Raw genomic sequence first — 20657 nt, forward strand, 5'->3', positions numbered from 1 at the left:
TTTCAAGCGGCACAAAAAAAGGGCCCTCCCGGGAAGGAAAGCCCTTCTTTTCAATGGCTCACTTTTTCAGCGGCATGGAGAAGAGGAACCGGGTGGAGGCCTGGTCGCTCTCGGCCTTCAGAGTTCCCTTGTGCTCCGTCGCAATGGAGGCGGCGATGGGCAGCCCCAGGCCGAAGCCGGACTGCTCCCCCCGGGAGGCGTCCGCCCGGTAGAATCGCTCGAACAGGCGGCCCAGCTGGTCCGGTGGGATGGGATCGCCGGGGTTGGATACCAGCAGACGGGCCTGCCGGTCTGTGCGCCGCAGGGTCAGGCTGATGGTACCCCCCGCCTGCCCATACTTGATGGCGTTGTCCAGCAGGACGCCGATCAGCTGGCGCAGTTTGTCGGCGTCGCCGGTGACGGTCACGTCGGGGGTGATGTCGCTCTCCAGGGGCTTTCCCGCCTCAAAGGCCACCGGCTCAAAGGCCAGTACGCAGTCCGTGGCCAGGTCGGAGAGCGAGACCTCCCCCATCACCGCCGTGGGAACCGCATTGTCCGCCCGGGCCAGGGTCAGCATCTCCTCCACCAGGGACTTCATCTGTCCGGCCTCGGAGCGGATGTTGTCCGCCCACCGGGCCGGGCGGTCCTCCAGCGGCGCCGCCTCCAGCAGTTCCGCATTGGAGAGGATCACGGTCAGCGGCGTCTTCAGCTCGTGAGAGGCGTCGGAAAGGAACTGCCGCTGCTGCTGCCAGGCTTTTGCCACCGGGCGGGTGGCCCACCGGGCCAGCAGGATGGAGACGCCCAGAAGCAGCAGCAGCGCCGCCAGACCGATTTGCAGATAGGAGCCCATGATCTCCTGCAATGTGGCCTGCTCCATGGACATGTCCACAAAGGCGATGCGCTCGTATAGTCCATAGTCCCGGCGCAGATACCGCAGGCCGTAGCTGTGGATAGTGCCCTCGGGCCGGTTCTGCTGGAGACAGTCGGTAAGAATGGTCTGCAGCTCCTGTGTGTCCTGCAGATTGGAATAGGTCCCGCCTGTGACAAAGGCCTCGTAGATTCCGCTGCGGTCCCAGAGATTCACCGTGAAATAGGGCAGCAGAACGTCTTCCCCGCCCCGGTTGAGCCCCAGATCCGGCCGGCCGCTGGGAGTGTCGTCCTCCATGACCCGCTGGAGCACCTGATGGCTGATGACCTCGATGTTCTGCTTGGCGGAGAAAAACACAGCCGTGAATACCACGCCCAGTACCGCGGTCACCAGAATCATGCACATGGCCACGAATTTGATCTGCAATTTTCGGATCATGGGAGGATCGCCCCCTTCCTGTCGAAAACTCTGTGGAAAAGTGGAAAAATGTGGACTTTGTGGAAAACTACGCCTCCTCAGGCGCTTCCAGGCAGTAGCCCACCATGCGGATCGTACGGATCTTCACCTGGGAGTGGAGATGGTCCAGCTTCTTCCGCAGGAAGGAGATGTAGACCTCCACATTGTTGTCCTCTGCGTCGGACTCATAGCCCCAGACCTTCAGCAGCAGCTTCTCCTTGGTGATGACCAGCTTCTGGTTCAGCATCAGCATCTCCATCATGTCGAACTCCTTCCGGCTGAGCCGCACGGAGCGCTCGCCGCAGGAGAGGGTGAAGGAGGTCTTCTCCAGCCGCAGGTCTCCGTATTTCAGGGCATCAGTCTGCCGCAGCTCCGGCTGGCGGCGGGTCAGGGCCCGGATGCAGGCCAGCAGCTCCTTGGGCTCAAAGGGCTTGGTGAGATAGTAGTCCGCACCGGAGTCCAGCCCGTTCACCCGGTCCGTCAGCTCGGACCGGGCCGTGAGCATCAGCACCGGCGTGGTGCTGCCCTCCGCCCGCAGGCGGCGCAGCACGGTGAAGCCGTCCAGCTTGGGCAGCATCACGTCCAGCAGGATCACGTCATAAATGGAGGTCAGGGCGTTGTCCAGCCCCGCCTCGCCGTCGTGGCAGACGTCCACCGTATAGCCGTTCAGCTCCAACAGGTCCTGGAGGGTGGCGGCCAGGCGGACCTCATCCTCCACCACCAGTACGCGCATGAAATCACCTCCGTTTGCAGGATCGCGCGCCGTTTCTGCCGGCAGCGCCACACAGGGGGGAGCCCGGGGGCTCCCCCTGGTCAGATGAGACGGATGGGAAACGAGATCGAGTTTATTCGCCCGTGGCGTCCGCCGCAGTCAGGCCATTCTCCGCCACAGAGAGAATGGTGTCCACCGAAGCGGTGTCCATCTGGTAGATGGTGGAATCCCCCTCCATGCGGACGTAGTAGCCGGTCTGGTCCAGGTTCTCGCTGCCGAAGGTCAGGGTCAGCGTCCCCTCGGTACCGGTGTCGTTCAGGTAGAGAATGGTAACCGTGGCCTGGGGTGCGTCAAAGCCGCACAGGGCAGCGGCCTCGTCTGTGGGCTTGTAGTCCACGCATTTGGTGAAGGTCAGCGCCCCCAGCTCCGCCAGCAGAGAGGCGGTGTCCGCGTTGCCGGTGACGTCCTCGCCGCTGGCAGCCCAGGTGACGGTAACCGTTTCCTCCCCGGTCTCCTCGTCGGTGGAGGTCTCCTTGTCGATGGGCCGCAACAGGGTGCTGGCGGCGCCCTCAACGGTGACGGACTGGAGGTTTTCCTCCGTCAGCTGGGGCAGCTCCGGCAGGTCGCACATGTCATAGATGGTCTTGGACATCTCGGTGTACAGGGAGTTGGAGATGATATACACCGGACTCTCCTGTTCGTTCATCAGCATATAGTAGCTGTTGCCGTCCGTAGTGGTGTTGCCCAGGGAGATGGTCAGCGTCCCGCCGTCCGGCTTGGCTGCGGTCAGGGTGGCGAAGGGTTGGTCCAGGCCATAGGCCTCCAGCGTATCGCCCTCTGTAATGGTCTGCTGGGGTTTGAGGTTGGTGAGAAGGGTCAGGATCGACTGGATGGTGGAGTCGTCCAGGGGAAACTCCGGGTCGTCGGACCAGACCCACTTGCCCGCCTCGTCCAGATGGAAGGACAGCGTGGCGTTGCCGTTGTCATAGGTGAGGGACGAATAGGCGGCCTCCGTCTCCGTGATGACGCTGGCGGCGTCCTGGGCGGCGGCCTCCTCAGCTTCCCGCTGGGCGCTGGACCGCTTGACGGCGGAGACCACCGCCAGCAGGATGCCCAGGCCCACCAGGATCCCCAGCAGGAGAACCAGCGTCTTCTTCTGTGTTCGATTCATGCTTGTATGCTCCTTCGTCACAGTTTCCGGCGGTGCATCCAGCGGACAAAGCCGTAGATCAGCAGCGCCGCGGGGATCACCAGGATAAACAGCAGGCCCCAGATGCCGCCGGTCGTGATGGTATTGGTGGGCGTCAACAGGCTCACCGGCTCCACAGAGATGGCGGATACATCGTCAAAGCCCACAGTGGCGGAGTGGATGAAGAGATCCACGTTGTCAACATTGGTAAAGCTGTTGGTCACATCGGTGTTGATCAGCGTGTCCGCGCCGTAGACCGTCAGCCGGGCGGTGGTGTCCTCGCTGATCTCCTCCGTGGCCACGGCACCCACCACATAGGTCCCCTGGGTCATGTTGTCCGCGTCCAGCACGGCATAGCCGTTCTCCGTGGTGGTTAGGAAGGGCTGGACGGTGATGGTGTCCCGGGTGGGATCCGCCAGGGTGAAGCCCCGGGAGGCATAAAACAGGACCATGGAATCACTTGTGAGGCTGCTGGCCGCATCCACAGAGGTGTCCGCCTGCGCGAAGAACAGATAGGGGTTGTTCTGATAGCCCTGGGAGGTGTCCGCGATCATGCCGTCCGCCACCTGCATTCCATAGGCGGCGCACAGGGCGTTGAAGTTGGGCAGGTCCACCAGCTCACCGGCCATGTTGTAGATCACCTGGCCGCCCTCCGCCAGATAGTTCAGGATCATATCCAGCTCATCGTCCGCCAGATCCTGGTCCGGCTCGTTGAGGATCAGCAGGGAGCAGTCCTCAGGGATGCCGCCGTCGGTGAGCAGGTTCACCCGCTCCACGGACATGTGGAGCCGCGTGAACCGCTCCTTCACGCTGATGGGGACGGCGGTCTCGTTGTGGCCTGTGGTCTCGTACACCATCCGGGTCACGCCGGTGAGCACGCTGTCGATGGCGGAGGTCAGCAGGCTCTCCCCGTCGAAGTCCGTCTCCGTATAGGTGCCGTAATAGTAATACGACATCATATCATACCCGATTATGTCGCTGATGTCAAAGGACTCCTGCCGGCCGGTGGCCTCGCAGGTGACCACGATGGTATCCGCCCCCACACCGTACTGGGACAGGGCGGAGGGATAGACCGTGGGGTCGGTGTATTCCAGGGTCAGGTGGTCGCTGAGATCTGCGTAGATGTCCAGAAAGCGGACGATCCGGGTATCCAGTGTGTCCTTGTCGGTGAGCACGTGGATCACCACGTCATCCTCCAGCCCCGCCAGGTAGTCCTGAGAGGTCTCGCTGATGTTGTAGATCCCGCTGCCCGTCAGGTCGATCTGGGCCCACTGCTCCGGCAGCTGTGCCGCCAGCAGGTTGAACACCAGCACTGCCGCCACGGCCAGGGCCGTCAGTCCGGCGGAGAAGGCGCCCCTGCGGGAGGCGTGGCGCCCCGCGGTCTCCTGCAGGCTGTTTTTCCAATCACGATGTTCCATATTCACACGCCTCCTCTCAGTTCCACCGGCGCTTCTGGATGACCTGGACGGTCAGAAAGACCAGCAGCGCGCTGATGGACAGGTACAGCAGGATCCCGGGCACGTCGAAGACGTGGTCCGTGGAAAAGCTGTCGAAGGCGGAGAGCAGGGAGAACTTGCCCAGCACATCCGGCAGCAGGTTGGCGAAGACGGAGGAGTCCCGCAGGTAGAAGGCGATCAGCACCGCGGCGCCGGCCACCAGCACGCCGGCTGTGACCTTCCAGTTGTTGGACAGGGCGTTGATGAGGAAGCACACCAGGATCAGCACCACGAAGAAGCCCAGCAGAGACCCGACGGCGGTGGAGGGCAGAAAGCCCACCAGGCCGTCCCACAGATACAGCAGGAGCAGCAGGCCGAAGGTGCCCACTGCGGCGATGATCTGGCTCTCCGTCAGAGAGGAGATCAGCATGCCCACGGCGATCTCCACCGCGCCCAGCAGGAAGAAGGCCAGAATGGCGCCGTAGTCCGCCAACAGGAAGGCCGTGCCGTTCAGCGCGATGATGAGGGGGCACAGGCAGGCAATGGCCACCGGCACGGCGAACACCGTCAGCATGGCGAAGTACTTCCCCAGCACCACGGCGGTGACGGATACCGGCGCCGTCAGCAGCAGCTGGTCCGTCTTGGTGTGGCGCTCATCCGCCATGGAGCGCATGGTGAGAATGGGGACCACCACCATGAAAATGAAGAGAGAGGAGCCCAGAGAGAGGGAGAAATAGGGGTATCCCTGAAACAGGTTGTAGGCAAAGAAATAGATGCCGATGAAGACCGTCAGAACCGCCACGAAGATCCAGCCGATCATGGAGTTGAAATAGGAGCTGACCTCCCGCTTATAAATCGCTTTCATCGCCGACCGCCTCCTTTTCCGCAGTTTCCACAGAGGTCTGGAACAGCGCCGCCGCCCGGGCGGCCACCGTATCGTTATCGTCCGTCAGATCCAGGAAGACCTCCTCCAGAGAGGCCGTCCGGGGCCGCAGCTCCAGCAGGGGCAGCCCCGCCTCTGCAAAGGCGAAGAACAGCGCCTCCCGGATGTCCCTCTCCATGTGGATGGCAAATCGGGCTGTGTCCTCCGTCCGCCCCAGCAGGGTCCGGCCGGTGATGCCCGCCACCCGGTCCAGCACGGCCCCCGCCGCCTCCGGCGCGGCCTTTGCCGTCAGTTCCAGGGAGCCTCCGGCGGAGAGCTTCTCCTCCAGGTCCTCCGGGGTGTCGCACACCACAAACCGGCCCTTGCGGATGATGAGGACCCGGTCGCATACCGCCCGGATCTCAGAGAGGATATGGGAGCTGAGGATCACGGTGTGGTCCTTTGCTAGATGCCGAATGAGATCCCGGATCTCCACCACCTGCTTGGGATCCAGGCCCACGGTGGGCTCGTCCAGAATGATAATCTTGGGGAAGCCCAGGATGGCCTGGGCCAGGCCGACCCGCTGGCGGTAGCCCTTGGACAGGTTCCGGATCAGCCGGGCGCTCATATCCTCCAGATGGGTCAGGGCCAGGACCTTCGTCAGCTGGTCCGTCCGCTGCTCCTTGGGGATCTTCTTCAGCTCCGCGCAGAAGCGCAGGTACTCCTCCACCGTCATATCAGGATACAGCGGCGGGATCTCGGGGAGATAGCCGATGCAGGCACGGGCGGCCTCCGGCTCCTCCAGAATATCGTGGCCCTCCACCAGGACCTGTCCCTCCGTGGCCGCCAGATAGCCGGTCATGATATTCATTGTGGTGGATTTTCCGGCGCCGTTCGGCCCCAAGAAGCCGAAGATCTGGCCGTCCTCCACCGTGAAGCTCAGATGGTTCACCGCATAGTGGTCGCCATAACGCTTCACAAGGTTTTTGACCTCGATCACACAAATAACCTCCTTCAGGAATGGAGACGGGCAGGGCCCGCCCCAGTCAGCTTTCACAGTATAAAAAAAGAAACTGAAAACTATCTGAAAGAATGAACAGAACTTCATAAACTGTTCAAACTTTTTAAAGGTTGTTTTTAGATTTTGGGGGTATGATACAGACATCCTCCAAAAAGGATAACTGATCCCCCCTCTCTTTTTTCATTTTTCATTTCCTTTCTCTCTGCGTGCGGCGGAGGGCGTCCATGACCAGGCGTCCTCCGCCGCACGCTGTCTTGCGCGAAAAGGGCGAAAAAGACGGAAAGATCCGGCCGGTCCAGGACTTTCCGCCGACTTGTTCTTGCAAACAGCCGGTGTTTCCGATATAATGATTCCGCAATTCTAAGTAGCCGGGTTCAGAATGCGACTGCCCGGTGAACAATGGAGGAAAAAAGAATGAGAGGCGTACACAGCGCGGTGGATGAGATCCGCCGCAATGTCTTCACCGAAGTGGCCCGCCTGGCCTATGAGGGCGGGGATTTGAAGCGGGTGGACATGATCCCCTACACCATCGTTCCCGGAGAGGTGGCCCGCCACCGCCACGACGTGTTTCTGGAGCGGGCCATTGTCCAGGAGCGGGTGCGGCTGGCCCTTGGCATGAGCCTGCAGCCCGCTGGCGAGCAGACGCCCGTCAGCGCCGGTATCCAGGAGGCGGCCGCGGCCGACGACAAATATTTTGAGGAGCCCCTGGTCAATATCATCTCCTTTGCCTGCAATGCCTGCCCCCCAAGCAGATCCGGATTACGGACAGCTGCCAGGGCTGCCTGTCCCATCCTTGCATGAATGTGTGCCCCAAGGATGCCATTTATCTGGACAAGGACAAGCATTGCCACATTGACCAGGACAAGTGCATCAAATGCGGCCGGTGCTTCAACCAGTGCCCCTACCACGCCATCAGCAAGATTGAGCGCCCCTGCGCCGCAGCCTGCGGCATGGACGCCATCGAATCCGACGAGCTGGGCCGGGCCAAGATCAACTACGACAAGTGCGTCTCCTGCGGCATGTGCTTGGTGAACTGCCCCTTTGCCGCCATCGCGGACAAGAGCCAGATCTTCCAGGTCATCAACGCCATGAACCGCGGATCCAAGGTCATCGCCTGCGTGGCCCCCGCCTTTGTGGGCCAGTTCGGCAAGGCCGCCACGCCTGCCAAGCTGAAGGCCGCCATGCGGATCCTGGGCTTTGACGATGTGGTGGAGGTGGCCATCGGCGCGGACCTGTGCACCGTGGAGGAGGCCAAGGATTTCCTGGCGGAGGTGCCGGAGAAGCTGCCCTTCATGGGCACCAGCTGCTGCCCCGCCTGGTCCGTCATGGCCAAGAAGCTGTTCCCGGAGTTCAAGGACTGCATCTCCATGGCCCTCACCCCCATGGTGATCACCGCCCGCATGGTGAAGAAGGACCATCCGGATGCCCGGATCTGCTTCATTGGGCCCTGCGCAGCCAAGAAGCTGGAGGCCAACCGGAAATCTGTCCGGTCGGATGTGGACTACGTGCTGACCTTTGAGGAGCTGCAGGGCATGTTCGATGCCAAGAACATCGACTTCACCACCCTGGAGGCGGACCCGGAGGACGGCCTGAACGAGGGCACCTCCATGGGCCGCGGCTTCGCGGTGGGCGGCGGCGTGGCCGCGGCCGTGGTAGAGGCCATCAAGCACATCGACCCCACCCGGGAGGTACAGATCGAGTACGGCGACGGCCTGCGGGAGTGCAAGAAGATGCTGATGATGGCCAAGGCCGGAAAGCGCAACGGCTATCTGCTGGAGGGCATGGGCTGCCCCGGCGGCTGCGTGGCCGGCGCCGGCACCATCACCCCCGTGCGGGAGAGCACCCTGAATGTTGAGAAGTTCAAGAAGGAGGCCGCGGAGGTCAGCAGCACCGCCAGCCCCTATGTGGACCGTCTGAAAGACGTGGAGGAATAACCGCTAAAGCAAGAAAGCGGGCCACCCAAAAGGGTGGCCCGCTTTGTGCGTTTTCCGGAAAAGCTGTGGTTCTGCTTACATTTGGTACAGAAGAACCATCAGCGGCATGGTCCCGATACAGAGAAGCGTGGTGATTACATTAATGGCGCCGGCGTAGTCTCCTTCATGACCGTAAACTTGAGCGATCTGAGTGACGTTAGCCGCCGCAGGGGCACTTGCTGCCAGCAGGCTGATCATCAGGATGGACTGGCCGTCCGGCACCAGGGCCGCAAGGCCAGAGTATTTGAAAATACACAGGACCACCAGCGGCAGGGCGATCAGCCGCAGGAAGGCCACCTTCCAGATGCTGCGGATGCGCAGGACCGCCAACAGGTTCTGCTCTCCCATGAGCATGCCGGCGACAAACATGCTGAGGGGGCCGATGGTGGAGGCAATGGACTTCATGGTACCGGCGATCACCGTAGGCAGGGGCAGGTTCAGCAGAAACAGCAGCACACCCACAAACACGGAAATGATGTTGACATTCAGGAGAATTTTTTTCAGCGAGACATTCCGGTCACCACTCAGAATAATCCGGCAGTGACTCCACATGGGAAACTGCTGCACCAACTGAAACATGCTGCAATAGATGACCCACTCCGGCCCCAGGACCGCAGTCACCAGGGGGATGATGAGGTTACCGGAATTGGTGTAAATCAGGGAGGCCTGTTCCACCGGCGTCAGACGCAGGGGGCGGTGCAGTAAGGCCGTGGCAATGAAAAACAGAGCGTGGATGCCAATGGCGGCCCCAAGGGAGAGGGCCAGACCCTGAAGCAGCTCCGGCGTACGCTGGAGCTGGAAGGCGTTGATGATGACGCAGGGAGTGACCAGATACAGACAGACTTTGGACAGAACCCGGCTGTCCTCCGGCTTCAGCAGATGCAGGCGGACCAGGAGCCAGCCCAGGACGATACACAGAAAAAGCTGTACGATCTGTTCAAGCAGCATCAATACCATGAAAACGTTCCTCCATCTACACACAGGTGCGAGTTTAATCGTACCACGCCAAAAGAGGAAAAACAACCAGAAAGTTTATATAGCGTAAAAAAACTGGGACTGCAGTAAAAAGGCTCCCCCATCCAGCGGATGGGGGAGCCTTTGTTCAGTCACGGTCTGCCTCAGTCGGTGACGTAGGGCAGCAGGGCGATCTGCCGGGCGCGCTTGATGGCCTCGGTCAGCTGACGCTGATGCATGGCGCAGGTGCCGGTGGTCCGGCGGGGCAGGATCTTGGAACGCTCAGAGACAAAGCGGCGCAGCTTGGCGGCGTCTTTGTAATCGATATACTCGCATTTGTCCGCGCAGAACTGGCAGACCTTGCGGCGCTTGCCGCGGTTGGGGCGAGCGGGTCTCGCTTCACGATCAAAAGCCATGAAATGGTTCCTCCTTTATCAAAAGTCAGAACGGCAGTTCGCCGTCCTCTTCGCCGATCTCGGCGAAATCGGATTGTCCGCCCATCGGTGCGGCGTTGCGGCCGCCCATGGGGGCGCTGTAAGAAGCGGGTGCGCCGCCGAAATCGCCGGCGCCGTCCCGTTTGGAATCCCCGAAGTAGACATTGTCGGCGACGATCTCGGCGCTTCTGCGCTTGCCGCCGTCCTTGTCCGTCCAATCGCGGATCTGCAGCCGGCCCTCCACCACGGCCATGCGGCCCTTGGTGAAGTATTTGCTGACAAACTCCGCGGTGCTGCGCCAGGCCACCACGTCGATAAAATCGGTCTCCTTTTCGCCGCTCTGGGACTTAAAGTCCCGGTCCACAGCCAGGGAGAAGGACGTGACGGCGGTGCCGCTTCCGGTGCGGCGCAGCTCGGGGTCCCGGGTCAGACGACCCATGATGATGATCTTGTTGAGCATATCAATGCCCCCTTACTCGCCCTTGCAGACGATCAGGGAACGCATGATGCCGTCCGTGATCCGCAGAACACGGTCCAGCTCCTTCGGGAAAGAAGGCTCGCTGGTGAAGGTCATCAGGACGTAATAACCCTCGGTCTTGTAGTTGATGGGATAAGCCAGCTTGCGGCTGCCCCACTCTTCCACTTCCACAGCGGAACCATTCTGCTCAGCCAGGGTCTTGAACTTGGCCACCAGCGCGGCGGTGTTCTCCTCACCCTGTGCAGGGTCGATGATATACACGACCTCATAATTGGCAGAAACCTTTGCCATATTTGCACCTCCTTCTGGACAAATGGCCCCCATTCGGGATGGGAGCAAGGATATGCCTGCAGACTGCAAGCCATATTATTATATCGGAATTTCTGGAAATGTCAAGGAATTTTTCTCCCGGCTCTATAGGGGGGCAAATCTTTACACAAGATACTGCTTGACAAATTCCCGCGGGCGGTGTCATAATAAATGCGACAAAAACAGGGGAGCCCTCACGGGCTGAGAGGAAGCGGACCGCTTCGACCCTTTACCTGATGTGGGTAATGCCACCGTAGGAAGTTATGTATGAGCATCCGGCACGGCGGGCACCCTCTCAGGCGCCCGCTGTTTTTTACTTTGAGACGGAAGGGATGTGCATCGGCGAAAACAACATCCGGCGCCCCGGGGACCACCGGGAGCGGGCTGAGGGGGAGCGCCCTGGGCCTGGGCCGGCAAAACAGCGATGGGAAGCCGTGTTCCGGCGTGAGAGGAGGCCAGAAAGCCTCGACCGATTTTCCACAGCAGGCGGATGCCCGCCTGCCGACCTTGCATGGCAAGGGGAAAACGCTGTTTCGCACGCTGTTTTCTCCCTGCAAATTCTGATGGATCAAAGGAGCGATCTCTATGAAAACCAATTCCAAGAAGCTGGCCCTGGCAGGCGTGCTGTGCGCCGTGGCCGTGGTGGGCAGTATGCTTCAGTTTCCCGTATTCGGCAGCCAGTGCGCGCCAGTGCAGCACATGGTCAATGTCATCTGCGCCGTGTTCCTGGGCCCGGGCTACGGCGTGGCCGTGGCCTTCCTGGCCAGCCTGCTGCGCAACATCTTCGGCTTAGGCAGCCTCCTGGCCTTCCCAGGCAGTATGTGCGGCGCCCTGCTGTGCGGCCTGGTCTACTGGAAGACCAGGAATCTGCCCGCGACCCTGGCGGGCGAGGTGTTCGGCACCGGCATCATCGGCGGCCTGCTGTCCTATCCTGTGGCGGTGGCCTTTATGGGCGTAGTGGCCGGCTCCATCGCCTTTTACGCCTATGTGGTGCCCTTCCTGGTCTCCACCGTGGGCGGCTCCATTCTGGCCGGCATCCTGGTATTCACCCTCCAGAAGAGCGGCGCCCTCAAATCCATGCGGGCCGCATTGGAGCATTGATCCCAACTGAGAAAGGGTCCTTCCATGCTTGATTTCACCCGTCTGGACAAAGTCCGCCGCCAGCGGCCCCTGATCCACTGCGTCAGCAATATCGTCACCGCCAACGACTGCGCCAATCTGGCCCTGGCCGTTGGCGCCAGTCCCATGATGGCCCAGGCACCGGAAGAGATGGAAGCCATCTCCGCCGTCAGCGACGCCACGGTGCTGAACACCGGCACCCCGGATGCGGAGAAATTCCGGGCCTGCCGGATCTGCGCCGTCTCCGCCCGTCATCCGGTGGTGCTAGACCCGGTAGGGGTGGGCGCAAGTCCCTGGCGGCTGGGACAGGTCCGGGCGCTGCTGGACCTGTTCACCCCGTCCATCCTGCGAGTGAATCTGGGGGAGGCCCGGGCCCTGCTGGGGTCGGATGGGCAGGAACAAGGGGTGGACAGCCCGCTGCCCGCCAGCCGGGAAGCCCGGAGGGACACCGCCATGGACCTGGCCCGGCGCCGCGGAACGGCGGTGCTGCTCTCCGGTCCGGAGGATCTCATCACCGATGGGGCGCGGGTCTGGTGCGTCACCGGCGGCAGCGGCCGGATGTCTCTCGTCACCGGCACGGGCTGTATGCTGTCGGTGCTGTGCGGTGTGTTCGCCGCCGTGGAGCCGGACGCCGCCGCGGCGGCTGCCCTGGCCTCCGCCTTCTGGAAGATCTGCGCCCGCCGGGCGGAGCACCTGGCCGCAGACCGGGGCAGCGGCAGTTTCCGCACGGCGCTGCTGGACGCCGCCAATACGCTGACGGCATCTGACGCCGCCCGCGAGGCGGAGATCCTGACTCTCTGACAAAGAAGCCCGCCCGGTCCTGACGGACCGGACGGGCCTTCTGTTTTGCGAGGCAGGCGATCACTCCAGCTCCCGGGTCTCAAACATCTCCTCAAAGGAACGGATATAGTAGTCCGCCAGCCCGCGGATCTCCTCCTGGTGTGCCTCCTCGGACGCGTCGTACACCGCCGCCACCCGGAACCCGGCGGCCTTGGCGGTCTGGATGGCGTGGAAGGCGTCCTCAAACACCACCGTGTCCTTCTTGTTGGACTGAAGGCGGCGCATAGCCCGCTCGTAGATCTCGGCGCTCTCCTTTTTGCCGACCCCCACCTCCGCCACAGTGATAAGTCCCCGGAAGTAGTGGTCGATCCCTGCATGGCGGAGGGCTGCTTCCGCCAGAGGGCGGTCCGTGGCAGTGGCCACATACATCCACACGCCCTCCATCTTCAGAAGGGACAGAAACTTGTCCACGCCGGGCTTTGCCTGGACCTCATGCTGATAGAAATCCGCGACCCGGTCCACTACCCGGCCGATCAGCTCCTCCTCCGTCTGGGGGAGGTGGTAGTGCTCCTTGCAGTAGGCGATCCCGTGCCGGAGGGAGAGGGTCTTCAGCATCTCGTCGGTCTCCGGCTCGGGCTCGATGCCAAGGCCCCGCAGGACGCTGGTACCCAGGTCCCGCCAGATAGGCATGGAGTCCAGCAGGGTGCCGTCCATATCAAAAATCGCGCTTTGCAGTCTCATGGGAACTCCTTTCGTCTGTTGCCGATGGTCCCTATTGTACCACCGGAGCAGGCAAAAGCGCAATGAAAACCCCGTGAAAAGGAGGAAAAATTCATGCGTCTCTTTCTGGCCATCCAGCTGTCCCCCGCGGTGCGGGAAGCACTGCTGACCGCTCAGGACGCCCTGCGCCGCCAGGGCAGGGGCTCTTTCCCGCCGCCGGAGAACCTGCACCTGACCCTGGCCTTCCTGGGGGAGGCAGAGGACCCGGCCAGGGCCCGGGCCGCCCTGTCGGAGGTATCCTGCCGACCTTTCTCCTTGGCGGTGGGCGGCCCGCCGGGGCATTTCGGCGACCTGTGGTGGGCCGGTGTTCGAGCAGATCCGGCCCTGGAGGAGCTGGCCGTGTCCCTGCAGGCGGACCTCCGCTCCCGGGGCTTCTGCCAGGAGGACCGCCCCTGGCTGCCCCACATCACCCTGGTCCGCCGCTGGCGGGGCGAGGTCCCGCAGGTGACCGTCCCCCACGCGAGCATGGTGGTCCGGCAGATCTCCCTCCTGCGGTCAGACCAGATTGACGGCAAACGGATCTACACAGAACTCTCCCACAAATCCCTGCGTTAAAAAACAGCCGGCACCGTTAGGTGCCGGCTGTTTTTGCAGCGGAAAGGGGTCTAGGGGAAAACCTAAGGTTTTCCCCAGTTCGTTCGCCGTTGGCGAACGAAGAAATTTCAATCATTTTCGCCGCGGCGTGTACGTGGCAAAAATCCCTTGACCCGTGCGCCCTGGGCGCACACACCAGTCCGCAGACTGGTGGTGGGGAGGTCGAGGGGAAACAGCCGAAATGCCGCCAGCGGCGGAAAAAGTGAGTCTGTTTCGAGGCAGCGGCGCGATTGGCGGCCCGAACAGGGCCGGGAATTGCAATGCCGCAACGGTGTCAGCCTGCTCCCCCTCGAAGCCCTCAGCACAGCTTCGCGCCCGCCGGGATGGAATCATCCACCATGATGAGGTGCAGGCACTCCTCACCGTGCTCGGTGTGGACGGCGGAGATCAGCATGCCGTTGCTCTCCAGGCCCATCATCTTCCGGGGCGGCAGGTTCACAATGGCGATCAGGGTCTTGCCCACCAGATCCTCCGGCTCATACCACTTGTGGATGCCGGAGAGGATCTGCCGGTCCACACCGGTGCCGTCATCCAGAGTGAATCTCAGCAGCTTCTCACTCTTCTTCACGGCATCGCAGGCCTTCACCTTCACCGCCCGGAAATCGGACTTGCAGAAGGTGTCAAAATCCACCTTCTCCGTCAGCTGGGGCTCCACCTCGACGGCGGGCAGGGCGGCCTTTTTGGCCGCAGCCTCCGCGGCCTCCAGCTCCTCCAGGGCCTTGTCCATGTCCAGCCGGGGGAACAGGTTCTCGCCCTTGGTGACGGCAGCGGTCTCAGGCAGAGCGCCCCACTCCGCCGCGGCGTCCCAGGTCCGACTCTCCGCAGGGGCGCCGATCTGGGCAAAGAGCTTTTCACAGCTCTCCGGCATGAAGGGCGTCAGTAGGATGCCGCAGATGCGGGTGGCCTCCAGCAGGTTGTACAGCACATGGGCCAGCCGCTTGCCGTTGGTCTCCATATCCTTTGCCAGGGCCCAGGGGGCGTTCTCGTCGATATACTTGTTGGCCCGCTGGATGACCTTGAAGATCTCGTCCAGAGCCTTGTGGGGGGCGAAGGTCTCCATGTCCTCCTCATAGTCGAACCGGAGCCCCGCGGCCTTGCTCACTAGGTCCAGGTCAAAGAGGACCGGATCGTTGGGATCGTCAGATCCGAAGCACATCGTGGATGCCCGGCTTGCGGCAGACCTGGCGGTCTCTTTCTCCATCTCCGTGGCGCCGCACCCGGCAGGCAGCGCTCCGCCAAAGTACTTGCCCACCATGGCGGTGGTGCGGGAGACCAGGTTGCCCAGGTCGTTGGCCAGGTCGGTGTTGATGGTCTGGATCAGCAGTTCGTTGGAGAAGTTGCCGTCGGAGCCGAAGGGGAACGTCCGCATCAGGAAGAACCGCAGGGCGTCCACGCCGAACTTCTCCGCCAGGATATACGGGTCCACCACGTTGCCCTTGGACTTGGACATCTTGCCGCCGTCCAGCAGCAGCCAGCCGTGGCCGAACACGTGCTTGGGCACCGGCTCGCCCAGGCTCATCAGCATGGCGGGCCAGATGATGGAGTGGAACCGGACGATCTCCTTGCCCACGATGTTGACGCCGGGCCACCAGCCCTTGTCGTAGTCGTGGTAGCGGTCGTTGTCATAGCCCAGGGCGGTGATATAGTTGCTGAGGGCGTCCACCCACACATAGACTACGTGCTTGGGATCGAAGTCCACCGGAATGCCCCAGGAGAAGCTGGTGCGGGAGACGCACAGATCCTCCAGGCCGGGGTCCAGGAAGTTCTTCACCATCTCGTGGACGCGGCTACGGGGCTGGAGGAAGTCGGTGTTCTCCAGCAGATCCCGGACCTGGTCGGCGTACTTGCTCAGGCGGAAAAAGTAGGCCTCCTCCTCCGCGTCCTGCACCTCCCGGCCGCAGTCGGGGCACTTGCCGTCCACCAGCTGGCTCTCGGTCCAGAAGGACTCGCAGGGGGTGCAGTATTTGCCCTTGTAGGTGCCCTTGTAGATGTCGCCCTTGTCGTACATCTTCTTGAAAATCTTCTGGACGCTCTCCACATGGTAGTCGTCGGTGGTGCGGATGAACCGGTCGTTGGAGATGTTCATCAGCTTCCACAGGTCCTTCACGCCCCGGTCTCCCTCTACGATGTTGTCCACGAACTCCTTGGGAGTGACGCCGGCCTCCCTGGCCTTGGTCTCGATCTTCTGGCCGTGCTCGTCCGTGCCGGTGAGGAACATGACGTCCTCGCCCCGCAGGCGGTGATACCGGGCCAGCGTGTCCGTGGCCACCGTACAGTAGGTGTGGCCGATGTGGAGCTTGTCCGAGGGATAGTAGATGGGCGTTGTGATATAGAATTTTTTCTTTTCCATGGGATTCTCTCCTTTAAAACGGCAGCTCCGAATGGAAGAGCGCCGGTATTTGCCTGAATTATTATTATAGTTTGAAAATCCAAAAAATACAAGGGAAGATGCGAAAAACGGGCCGTCACACAAGCCGCCTCTCCTCGTGGGGATTGTATTTTTCGCAAAATTCCGATACAATAGGAACGCTGTATGATTTTCACAAGGGAGGATGCGCCCATGAAACTGGTATCCTGGAACGTCAACGGCCTGCGGGCCTGCCTGGGCAAGGGATTTCTGGACTTCTGTGCCGTGGCCGACGCGGACATCATCTGCCTGCAGGAGACGAAGATGCGCCCGGAGCAGGCAGAATTTGATCTGCCCGGCTATCACCGCTACTGGAACAGCGCCGACAAGGCGGGCTATTCCGGCACCGCGGTGTTCACCCGGCGCCAGCCGCTCTCCGTGACCTATGACTTCGGTATCGATGAGCACCGCCACGAGGGGCGGGTCATCACGGCGGAGTACCCGGACTTCTACCTGGTGTGCTGCTACACTCCAAACTCCAAGGATCAGTTGGCCCGGCTGGACTACCGCATGGCCTGGGAGGACGACATCCGGGACTACCTGCTGGATCTGGACGCCAAAAAGCCTGTGGTGTACTGCGGGGACCTGAACGTGGCCCACCAGGAGATCGATATCAAAAATCCCGGTCCCAACCGCCGCAACCCCGGCTTTACCGACGAGGAGCGGGAGAAGATGACGAAGCTCCTCTCCAGCGGCTTTGTGGACACGTTCCGGTATCTGTACCCGGACAAGACCGGGGCCTACTCCTGGTGGAGCTACCGCTTCAATGCCCGGAAGAACAACGCCGGGTGGCGGATCGACTACTTCATCGTGTCGGAGCGGCTGAAGGACAAAATCCGGAACGCCGATATTTGGAGCGAGGTGCTGGGCAGCGACCACTGCCCGGTGGTACTGGATCTGGATGTATAAACTTCACGCGCGTTCGATGCGCCACGAACATCGGCAAATCCTGCACATGAAGTCTTTTTGCATCATTTCCGGCTGCCCTGAAGAGTGCGGGGAAACGGCACATTTCAAAGGTTTGTGATGCTTTGCATCGGAAAACAGGACCGGACCTGCTGGGTCCGGTCCTGTTTCAGCTCAACAGGGCGTTCATCTCCTCGATCTCCAGATCCTGGAGGGCCCAGTTGATGCCGTAGCCCACCACCTTGCTCAGATCCCGCACCTGCTGGTCGATGTCCCGGGTAGTGACCATGAAGGCATCATGCTCCCCGCGCAGCCGTTCCTCATCCACCTTTTCCACGCCGGACTCCTCCAGAATGTCCGCCGCCAGGGTGGCGGAGTCCACCACCGTGGGCACGCCGATGGCGAACACCGGCACCCCCAGCGTCTCCCGGTTCAGCGCCGCCCGGTGGTTGCCCACGCCGGAGCCGGGGATGATCCCCGTGTCGCTGAGCTGCACCGTGGCGCACACCCGCCCGCACCGGCGGGAGGCCAGGGCGTCGATGGCCAGGACCATGGCGGGCTGGACTTCCGCCACCAGGCCCCGCACCGCCTCCGCGGACTCCACGCCGGTGGTGCCCAGCACGCCGGTGCGGAAGGCCGACACCGGCCGGAACCCGGCAAACTGCTTCGGCATGGCGGAGAGCAGGTGCCGGGTGATCAGCACGCTGTCCAATGCCAGGGGGCCAACGGCGTCCGGCGTCATGGCTGCGTTGCCCAGGCCCACCACCAGGGCGGAGCCCTCCACCGGCAGCAGGGCCTTCAGCTCCGTGCCCACGGCCCGGACCGCCCGCTCGAAAAAGTCCGCCTTCCGCTGCCAGAAGGTGGTGAGGTCAATGGTGAAATAGCTGCCCTGGGGCTTGCCCAGGGCCTCCTCGCCCCGGTGGTCCAGGATGTCCACCCGGGTGACTGGGTATCCCTCCAGCTTGCTCTTGGTCGCCTTCACCCCCATGAGGCGGGTGGTCCGCTCCGCGGACTCCTGCCAGAGCTCCCGGGCCTCCAGGGCCAGGTCGGTACGTTTTATGAACAATGCGAACCGCCTCCCAAACACAAAATCTAGTGGTCTGCTCACTAGGTTTTGCGGTAGGCGGCACGATATACAATTTTAGCCCGAAAAATATAAAAAAAGGCTTGCTTTTTGCGCCGTTCCCTGTTAAAATATCATTCTGCATGGTGGGAACTGGTTCCCACAGTCAAATTTTCTGCCTAAGGAGGTGTTTGGTTTGCCGAATATCAAGTCTGCCAAGAAGCGCGTTCTGATCGCCGAAGTGCGCAACGCCCGCAACAAGGCCGCGAAGTCCGAACTGAAGACCGCCATCAAGAAGTTCGAGGCTGCTGCCGCAGAAGGCAATCGCACCGAGGCCGATGGCGCGTACAAGGTTGCAGTGAAGAAAGTCGATCAGGCTGTTGCCAAGGGCATTCTGCACAAGAATACGGCCGCTCATCGCAAGAGCGCCATGACCCTGAAGCTCAACAAGATCGGCTGATCATATCGGGCCAAAAGGACATCCGTTCGGATGTCCTTTTTTGTTTTCTGGCCAGGGGGCTTTTCCCGATTCTGGCCCTTTTCTTTTCCGCAGGGCGTGTTATAATCGTCCGTAGGATCAGAATTCCGCTGAAGAGGTGACTGCCATGCCGCTGTTCGACACCCACGCCCACTACAACGACGACGCCTTTGACCAGAACCGGAAGGGGCTGCTGGACGCCCTGCCGGACGCCGGAGTGGGGGCTGTGGTGATCCCCGGGGTGGACGTGGAGAGCTCCCGCTCCGCCCTGGCCCTGGCGGAGAGCCGCCCCTGGCTGTTCGCCGCCGCAGGCATCCATCCGGAGGACTGCGCCGGCTGCACGGCCGCGGATTTTTCCGCCATCCGGGACCTGTGCCGGGAGAAAAAAGTGGTCGCCATCGGAGAGATCGGCTTGGACTACTACTGGGCGGAGAATCCGCCAAAGGAATTCCAGCAGATGGTGTTCCGCCGCCAGCTGGAGCTGGCGCTGGAGCTGGAGCTGCCGGTGATCGTCCACGACCGGGAGGCCCACGGAGACAGCCTGGAGATCGTAAAGGAGTTCCCCGGGGTGCGGGGCGTATTCCACTGCTTCTCCGGCAGTCCCGAAATGGCGGAGGAGCTGCTGAAGCGGGGCTGGTATCTGGGCTTTGACGGTCCGGTGACCTACAAAAACGCTCGCCGGGCGCCGGAGGTCGTGGCCGTCACGCCCCTGGACCGGATCGTGGTGGAGACGGACGCGCCCTACATGAGCCCGGTGCCCAACCGGGGCAGGCGGAACGACAGCCGGAATCTCCCCTACATTGTGGAAAAACTGGCGGAGTGGAAGGGCATCTCCCCGGAGGAGATGGCGGCGCACACCTGGAACAATGGCCTGCGGCTGTTTGGGCTGGAGGGGAAGGTATGAAAAAAGCGTTTCTGATGGTCCTGGCCTGCCTGTTGCTGGCGGGCTGCGGCGCGCCGTCAGAGACAGTGACGCCAACGGACTCCTGGCCGGATTCCGCTCTGGCGGAAACCAATGAAGCGGCTGCTGAATCCCCGCCGGAGCCTATTTCAACCGCGCCTGCCGAATCCCCGCCGGCAACCGCCCCGGCGGAACCCCTCTCCGCCCCCGCCGTGGTAACGGCGGGGCAGGCGCCGGAGGAACCCTATGATTTGCCCACGGAGGTGATCGGGCTGAAGGACTGGATCGGTGAAAGCCGCTGGAACCATGACCCGGTGGGCCTTTTGGCAGAACTGCCGGAGCGGGAGCTCTCCCTCTACGGCGTGACAAAGTGGCTTGACAGCTCAGCCCTGCTGCGCTGGGGTGACAGTCTGGCGGAGTTTTCCTGGTCCTTCGGCGGCCCGTTGATTGTGGAGCCGCAGCTTTGGTGCTGGGATGTGGACTCCGACGGGCAGGAGGAGGTCGTTGTCATCAATCATGTGGACAGCGGCACCGGGACTTCTATTGAGGAGCTTCACGTGGTCAAAAAAGACGGGGACGGCACCTTGACGGACTACTGCTTTCCGGAGTCACTGTGGCAGGAGGACCTCTCCGGCCTGCTGTCGGTGGTGTCGGACGGGGACCGGACCTACACCGTCTTGGGCGCGGATCTGGTGGACCTCACAGACGAGATCCAGACACAGTTTCCGGACCTCAATCCGGCCATGATCGAGGACACCTCTACCGGAAGATGGGCCAATTTTTCCGTGCAATCCGGTACGGATGGGAACGGCAGCGATCTTTTCTTTACGGGTTCTGCGATGTTGGAGGGGAGGGAAATCCCCTATGACTGGTATGCGGCGGAGATTACCGCTGCCATCTCCTATGAAAACGGCATCTTCACGCTGTCGGACTTTCATCTGAACAGCTTATCCTGATT

General features: G+C 61.9%; 20 protein-coding genes, 1 pseudogene and 1 riboswitch. Of the genes and pseudogenes, 8 read left to right on the forward strand and 13 right to left on the reverse strand.

The genetic code is table 11. The annotated features are described in order from the left end of the window. Positions 1–58: 58 nt before the first annotated feature. The 6 genes from EIO64_RS10655 to EIO64_RS10680 all read right to left on the reverse strand — a co-directional run bounded on the left by EIO64_RS10655 (position 59) and on the right by EIO64_RS10680 (position 6502). The gene (locus tag EIO64_RS10655; RefSeq protein ID WP_021751124.1) at positions 59–1285 is read right to left on the reverse strand and encodes a sensor histidine kinase; all 1227 of its coding nucleotides are present in this window, start codon (positions 1283–1285) and stop codon (positions 59–61) included. A gap of 67 nt (positions 1286–1352) precedes the next feature. Beyond that, a complete protein-coding gene (locus tag EIO64_RS10660) occupies positions 1353–2036 on the reverse strand; it encodes a response regulator transcription factor (RefSeq protein WP_021751123.1) in 684 nt (227 codons plus the stop codon). Positions 2037–2148: 112 nt separating this feature from the next. Next, positions 2149–3186, reverse strand: coding sequence for a DUF4340 domain-containing protein (locus EIO64_RS10665; protein WP_136891331.1), 1038 nt, complete (start codon positions 3184–3186; stop codon positions 2149–2151). Positions 3187–3203: 17 nt separating this feature from the next. After that, positions 3204–4622 carry a DUF7088 domain-containing protein gene (locus EIO64_RS10670; protein WP_025544707.1) on the reverse strand — a complete coding sequence of 473 codons (1419 nt, stop codon included), beginning with the start codon at positions 4620–4622 and terminating at the stop codon, positions 3204–3206. A 16-nt stretch (positions 4623–4638) separates the two neighbouring features. Then, entirely contained in the window at positions 4639–5505 is an 867-nt protein-coding gene (locus EIO64_RS10675) for an ABC transporter permease subunit (RefSeq protein WP_021751120.1), read from the reverse strand. After that, positions 5489–6502, reverse strand: a complete 1014-nt coding sequence (locus EIO64_RS10680) for an ABC transporter ATP-binding protein (protein ID WP_119310370.1) — start codon at positions 6500–6502, stop codon at positions 5489–5491. Before EIO64_RS10680 ends, EIO64_RS10675 begins: the two co-directional genes overlap by 17 nt. Positions 6503–6937: 435 nt before the next feature. Here EIO64_RS10680 and EIO64_RS10685 point away from each other — a divergent pair. Then, positions 6938–8457, forward strand: a pseudogene (locus EIO64_RS10685) (4Fe-4S dicluster domain-containing protein). A gap of 75 nt (positions 8458–8532) precedes the next feature. On the opposite strand, the gene EIO64_RS10690 reads toward EIO64_RS10685, so the two are convergent. The 4 genes from EIO64_RS10690 to rpsF form a co-directional block, all read right to left on the reverse strand. Beyond that, positions 8533–9453, reverse strand: coding sequence for an AEC family transporter (locus tag EIO64_RS10690; protein WP_021751116.1), 921 nt, complete (start codon positions 9451–9453; stop codon positions 8533–8535). Between the two features lie 161 nt (positions 9454–9614). Then, positions 9615–9866: a 30S ribosomal protein S18 gene (rpsR, locus tag EIO64_RS10695; RefSeq protein ID WP_021751115.1), complete on the reverse strand. Its 252-nt coding sequence runs from the start codon at positions 9864–9866 to the stop codon at positions 9615–9617. Positions 9867–9891: 25 nt separating this feature from the next. Continuing rightward, the gene (locus EIO64_RS10700) at positions 9892–10344 is read right to left on the reverse strand and encodes a single-stranded DNA-binding protein (protein WP_021751114.1); all 453 of its coding nucleotides are present in this window, start codon (positions 10342–10344) and stop codon (positions 9892–9894) included. Between the two features lie 12 nt (positions 10345–10356). Next, positions 10357–10653 (reverse strand): 30S ribosomal protein S6, encoded by a 297-nt coding sequence (gene rpsF / locus EIO64_RS10705; protein WP_021751113.1) that lies wholly within the window; start codon positions 10651–10653, stop codon positions 10357–10359. A 192-nt stretch (positions 10654–10845) separates the two neighbouring features. Then, positions 10846–10948: riboswitch (TPP riboswitch) on the forward strand. Between the two features lie 308 nt (positions 10949–11256). Here rpsF and thiW point away from each other — a divergent pair. Together thiW and thiM are read left to right on the forward strand one after the other, a co-directional pair. Then, entirely contained in the window at positions 11257–11772 is a 516-nt protein-coding gene (gene thiW / locus EIO64_RS10710) for an energy coupling factor transporter S component ThiW (protein WP_021751036.1), read from the forward strand. 24 nt (positions 11773–11796) lie between these two features. Beyond that, the gene (thiM, locus tag EIO64_RS10715) at positions 11797–12591 is read left to right on the forward strand and encodes a hydroxyethylthiazole kinase (protein ID WP_021751037.1); all 795 of its coding nucleotides are present in this window, start codon (positions 11797–11799) and stop codon (positions 12589–12591) included. A 60-nt stretch (positions 12592–12651) separates the two neighbouring features. Here thiM and EIO64_RS10720 read toward each other — a convergent pair whose 3' ends face one another. Then, on the reverse strand, positions 12652–13311 hold the full coding sequence (locus EIO64_RS10720; protein ID WP_021751038.1) for an HAD family hydrolase: 660 nt from the start codon (positions 13309–13311) through the stop codon (positions 12652–12654). A 93-nt stretch (positions 13312–13404) separates the two neighbouring features. Here EIO64_RS10720 and thpR point away from each other — a divergent pair, with 93 nt between their 5' ends. Continuing rightward, complete coding sequence (gene thpR, locus EIO64_RS10725) at positions 13405–13905, forward strand: RNA 2',3'-cyclic phosphodiesterase (RefSeq protein ID WP_119310371.1); 501 nt, start codon at positions 13405–13407, stop codon at positions 13903–13905. Between the two features lie 337 nt (positions 13906–14242). On the opposite strand, the gene metG is transcribed toward thpR, so the two are convergent. Beyond that, complete coding sequence (gene metG, locus EIO64_RS10730; RefSeq protein WP_119310372.1) at positions 14243–16294, reverse strand: methionine--tRNA ligase; 2052 nt, start codon at positions 16292–16294, stop codon at positions 14243–14245. A 210-nt stretch (positions 16295–16504) separates the two neighbouring features. Between metG and EIO64_RS10735 the strand changes: the two genes are divergently transcribed. After that, a complete protein-coding gene (locus tag EIO64_RS10735; protein ID WP_119310373.1) occupies positions 16505–17260 on the forward strand; it encodes an exodeoxyribonuclease III in 756 nt (251 codons plus the stop codon). A 166-nt stretch (positions 17261–17426) separates the two neighbouring features. Here the strand turns inward: EIO64_RS10735 and gpr are convergent, their stop codons facing one another. Then, positions 17427–18323, reverse strand: coding sequence for a GPR endopeptidase (gpr, locus tag EIO64_RS10740; RefSeq protein WP_036631190.1), 897 nt, complete (start codon positions 18321–18323; stop codon positions 17427–17429). A gap of 193 nt (positions 18324–18516) precedes the next feature. Between gpr and rpsT the strand changes: the two genes are divergently transcribed. The 3 genes from rpsT to EIO64_RS10755 all read left to right on the forward strand — a co-directional run bounded on the left by rpsT (position 18517) and on the right by EIO64_RS10755 (position 20655). Further along, positions 18517–18780 carry a 30S ribosomal protein S20 gene (gene rpsT, locus EIO64_RS10745; RefSeq protein WP_025544580.1) on the forward strand — a complete coding sequence of 88 codons (264 nt, stop codon included), beginning with the start codon at positions 18517–18519 and terminating at the stop codon, positions 18778–18780. Between the two features lie 145 nt (positions 18781–18925). Further along, positions 18926–19702 (forward strand): TatD family hydrolase, encoded by a 777-nt coding sequence (locus EIO64_RS10750; protein ID WP_119310374.1) that lies wholly within the window; start codon positions 18926–18928, stop codon positions 19700–19702. Continuing rightward, positions 19699–20655: a putative periplasmic lipoprotein gene (locus tag EIO64_RS10755; protein ID WP_119310375.1), complete on the forward strand. Its 957-nt coding sequence runs from the start codon at positions 19699–19701 to the stop codon at positions 20653–20655. Before EIO64_RS10750 ends, EIO64_RS10755 begins: the two co-directional genes overlap by 4 nt. Positions 20656–20657 lie beyond the last annotated feature (2 nt).

Source organism: Dysosmobacter welbionis (assembly GCF_005121165.3).
Classification (GTDB): Bacteria; Bacillota; Clostridia; order Oscillospirales; family Oscillospiraceae; genus Oscillibacter; species Oscillibacter welbionis.

Coding starts and splice junctions, on each gene's coding strand:
- EIO64_RS10655 (WP_021751124.1), bottom strand. CDS start 1,285: ATGATCCGAAAATTGCAGATCAAATTCGTGGCCATGTGCATGATTCTG.
- EIO64_RS10660 (WP_021751123.1), bottom strand. CDS start 2,036: ATGCGCGTACTGGTGGTGGAGGATGAGGTCCGCCTGGCCGCCACCCTC.
- EIO64_RS10665 (WP_136891331.1), bottom strand. CDS start 3,186: ATGAATCGAACACAGAAGAAGACGCTGGTTCTCCTGCTGGGGATCCTG.
- EIO64_RS10670 (WP_025544707.1), bottom strand. CDS start 4,622: ATGGAACATCGTGATTGGAAAAACAGCCTGCAGGAGACCGCGGGGCGC.
- EIO64_RS10675 (WP_021751120.1), bottom strand. CDS start 5,505: ATGAAAGCGATTTATAAGCGGGAGGTCAGCTCCTATTTCAACTCCATG.
- EIO64_RS10690 (WP_021751116.1), bottom strand. CDS start 9,453: ATGGTATTGATGCTGCTTGAACAGATCGTACAGCTTTTTCTGTGTATC.
- rpsR (WP_021751115.1), bottom strand. CDS start 9,866: ATGGCTTTTGATCGTGAAGCGAGACCCGCTCGCCCCAACCGCGGCAAG.
- EIO64_RS10700 (WP_021751114.1), bottom strand. CDS start 10,344: ATGCTCAACAAGATCATCATCATGGGTCGTCTGACCCGGGACCCCGAG.
- rpsF (WP_021751113.1), bottom strand. CDS start 10,653: ATGGCAAAGGTTTCTGCCAATTATGAGGTCGTGTATATCATCGACCCT.
- thiW (WP_021751036.1), top strand. CDS start 11,257: ATGAAAACCAATTCCAAGAAGCTGGCCCTGGCAGGCGTGCTGTGCGCC.
- thiM (WP_021751037.1), top strand. CDS start 11,797: ATGCTTGATTTCACCCGTCTGGACAAAGTCCGCCGCCAGCGGCCCCTG.
- EIO64_RS10720 (WP_021751038.1), bottom strand. CDS start 13,311: ATGAGACTGCAAAGCGCGATTTTTGATATGGACGGCACCCTGCTGGAC.
- thpR (WP_119310371.1), top strand. CDS start 13,405: ATGCGTCTCTTTCTGGCCATCCAGCTGTCCCCCGCGGTGCGGGAAGCA.
- metG (WP_119310372.1), bottom strand. CDS start 16,294: ATGGAAAAGAAAAAATTCTATATCACAACGCCCATCTACTATCCCTCG.
- EIO64_RS10735 (WP_119310373.1), top strand. CDS start 16,505: ATGAAACTGGTATCCTGGAACGTCAACGGCCTGCGGGCCTGCCTGGGC.
- EIO64_RS10750 (WP_119310374.1), top strand. CDS start 18,926: ATGCCGCTGTTCGACACCCACGCCCACTACAACGACGACGCCTTTGAC.
- EIO64_RS10755 (WP_119310375.1), top strand. CDS start 19,699: ATGAAAAAAGCGTTTCTGATGGTCCTGGCCTGCCTGTTGCTGGCGGGC.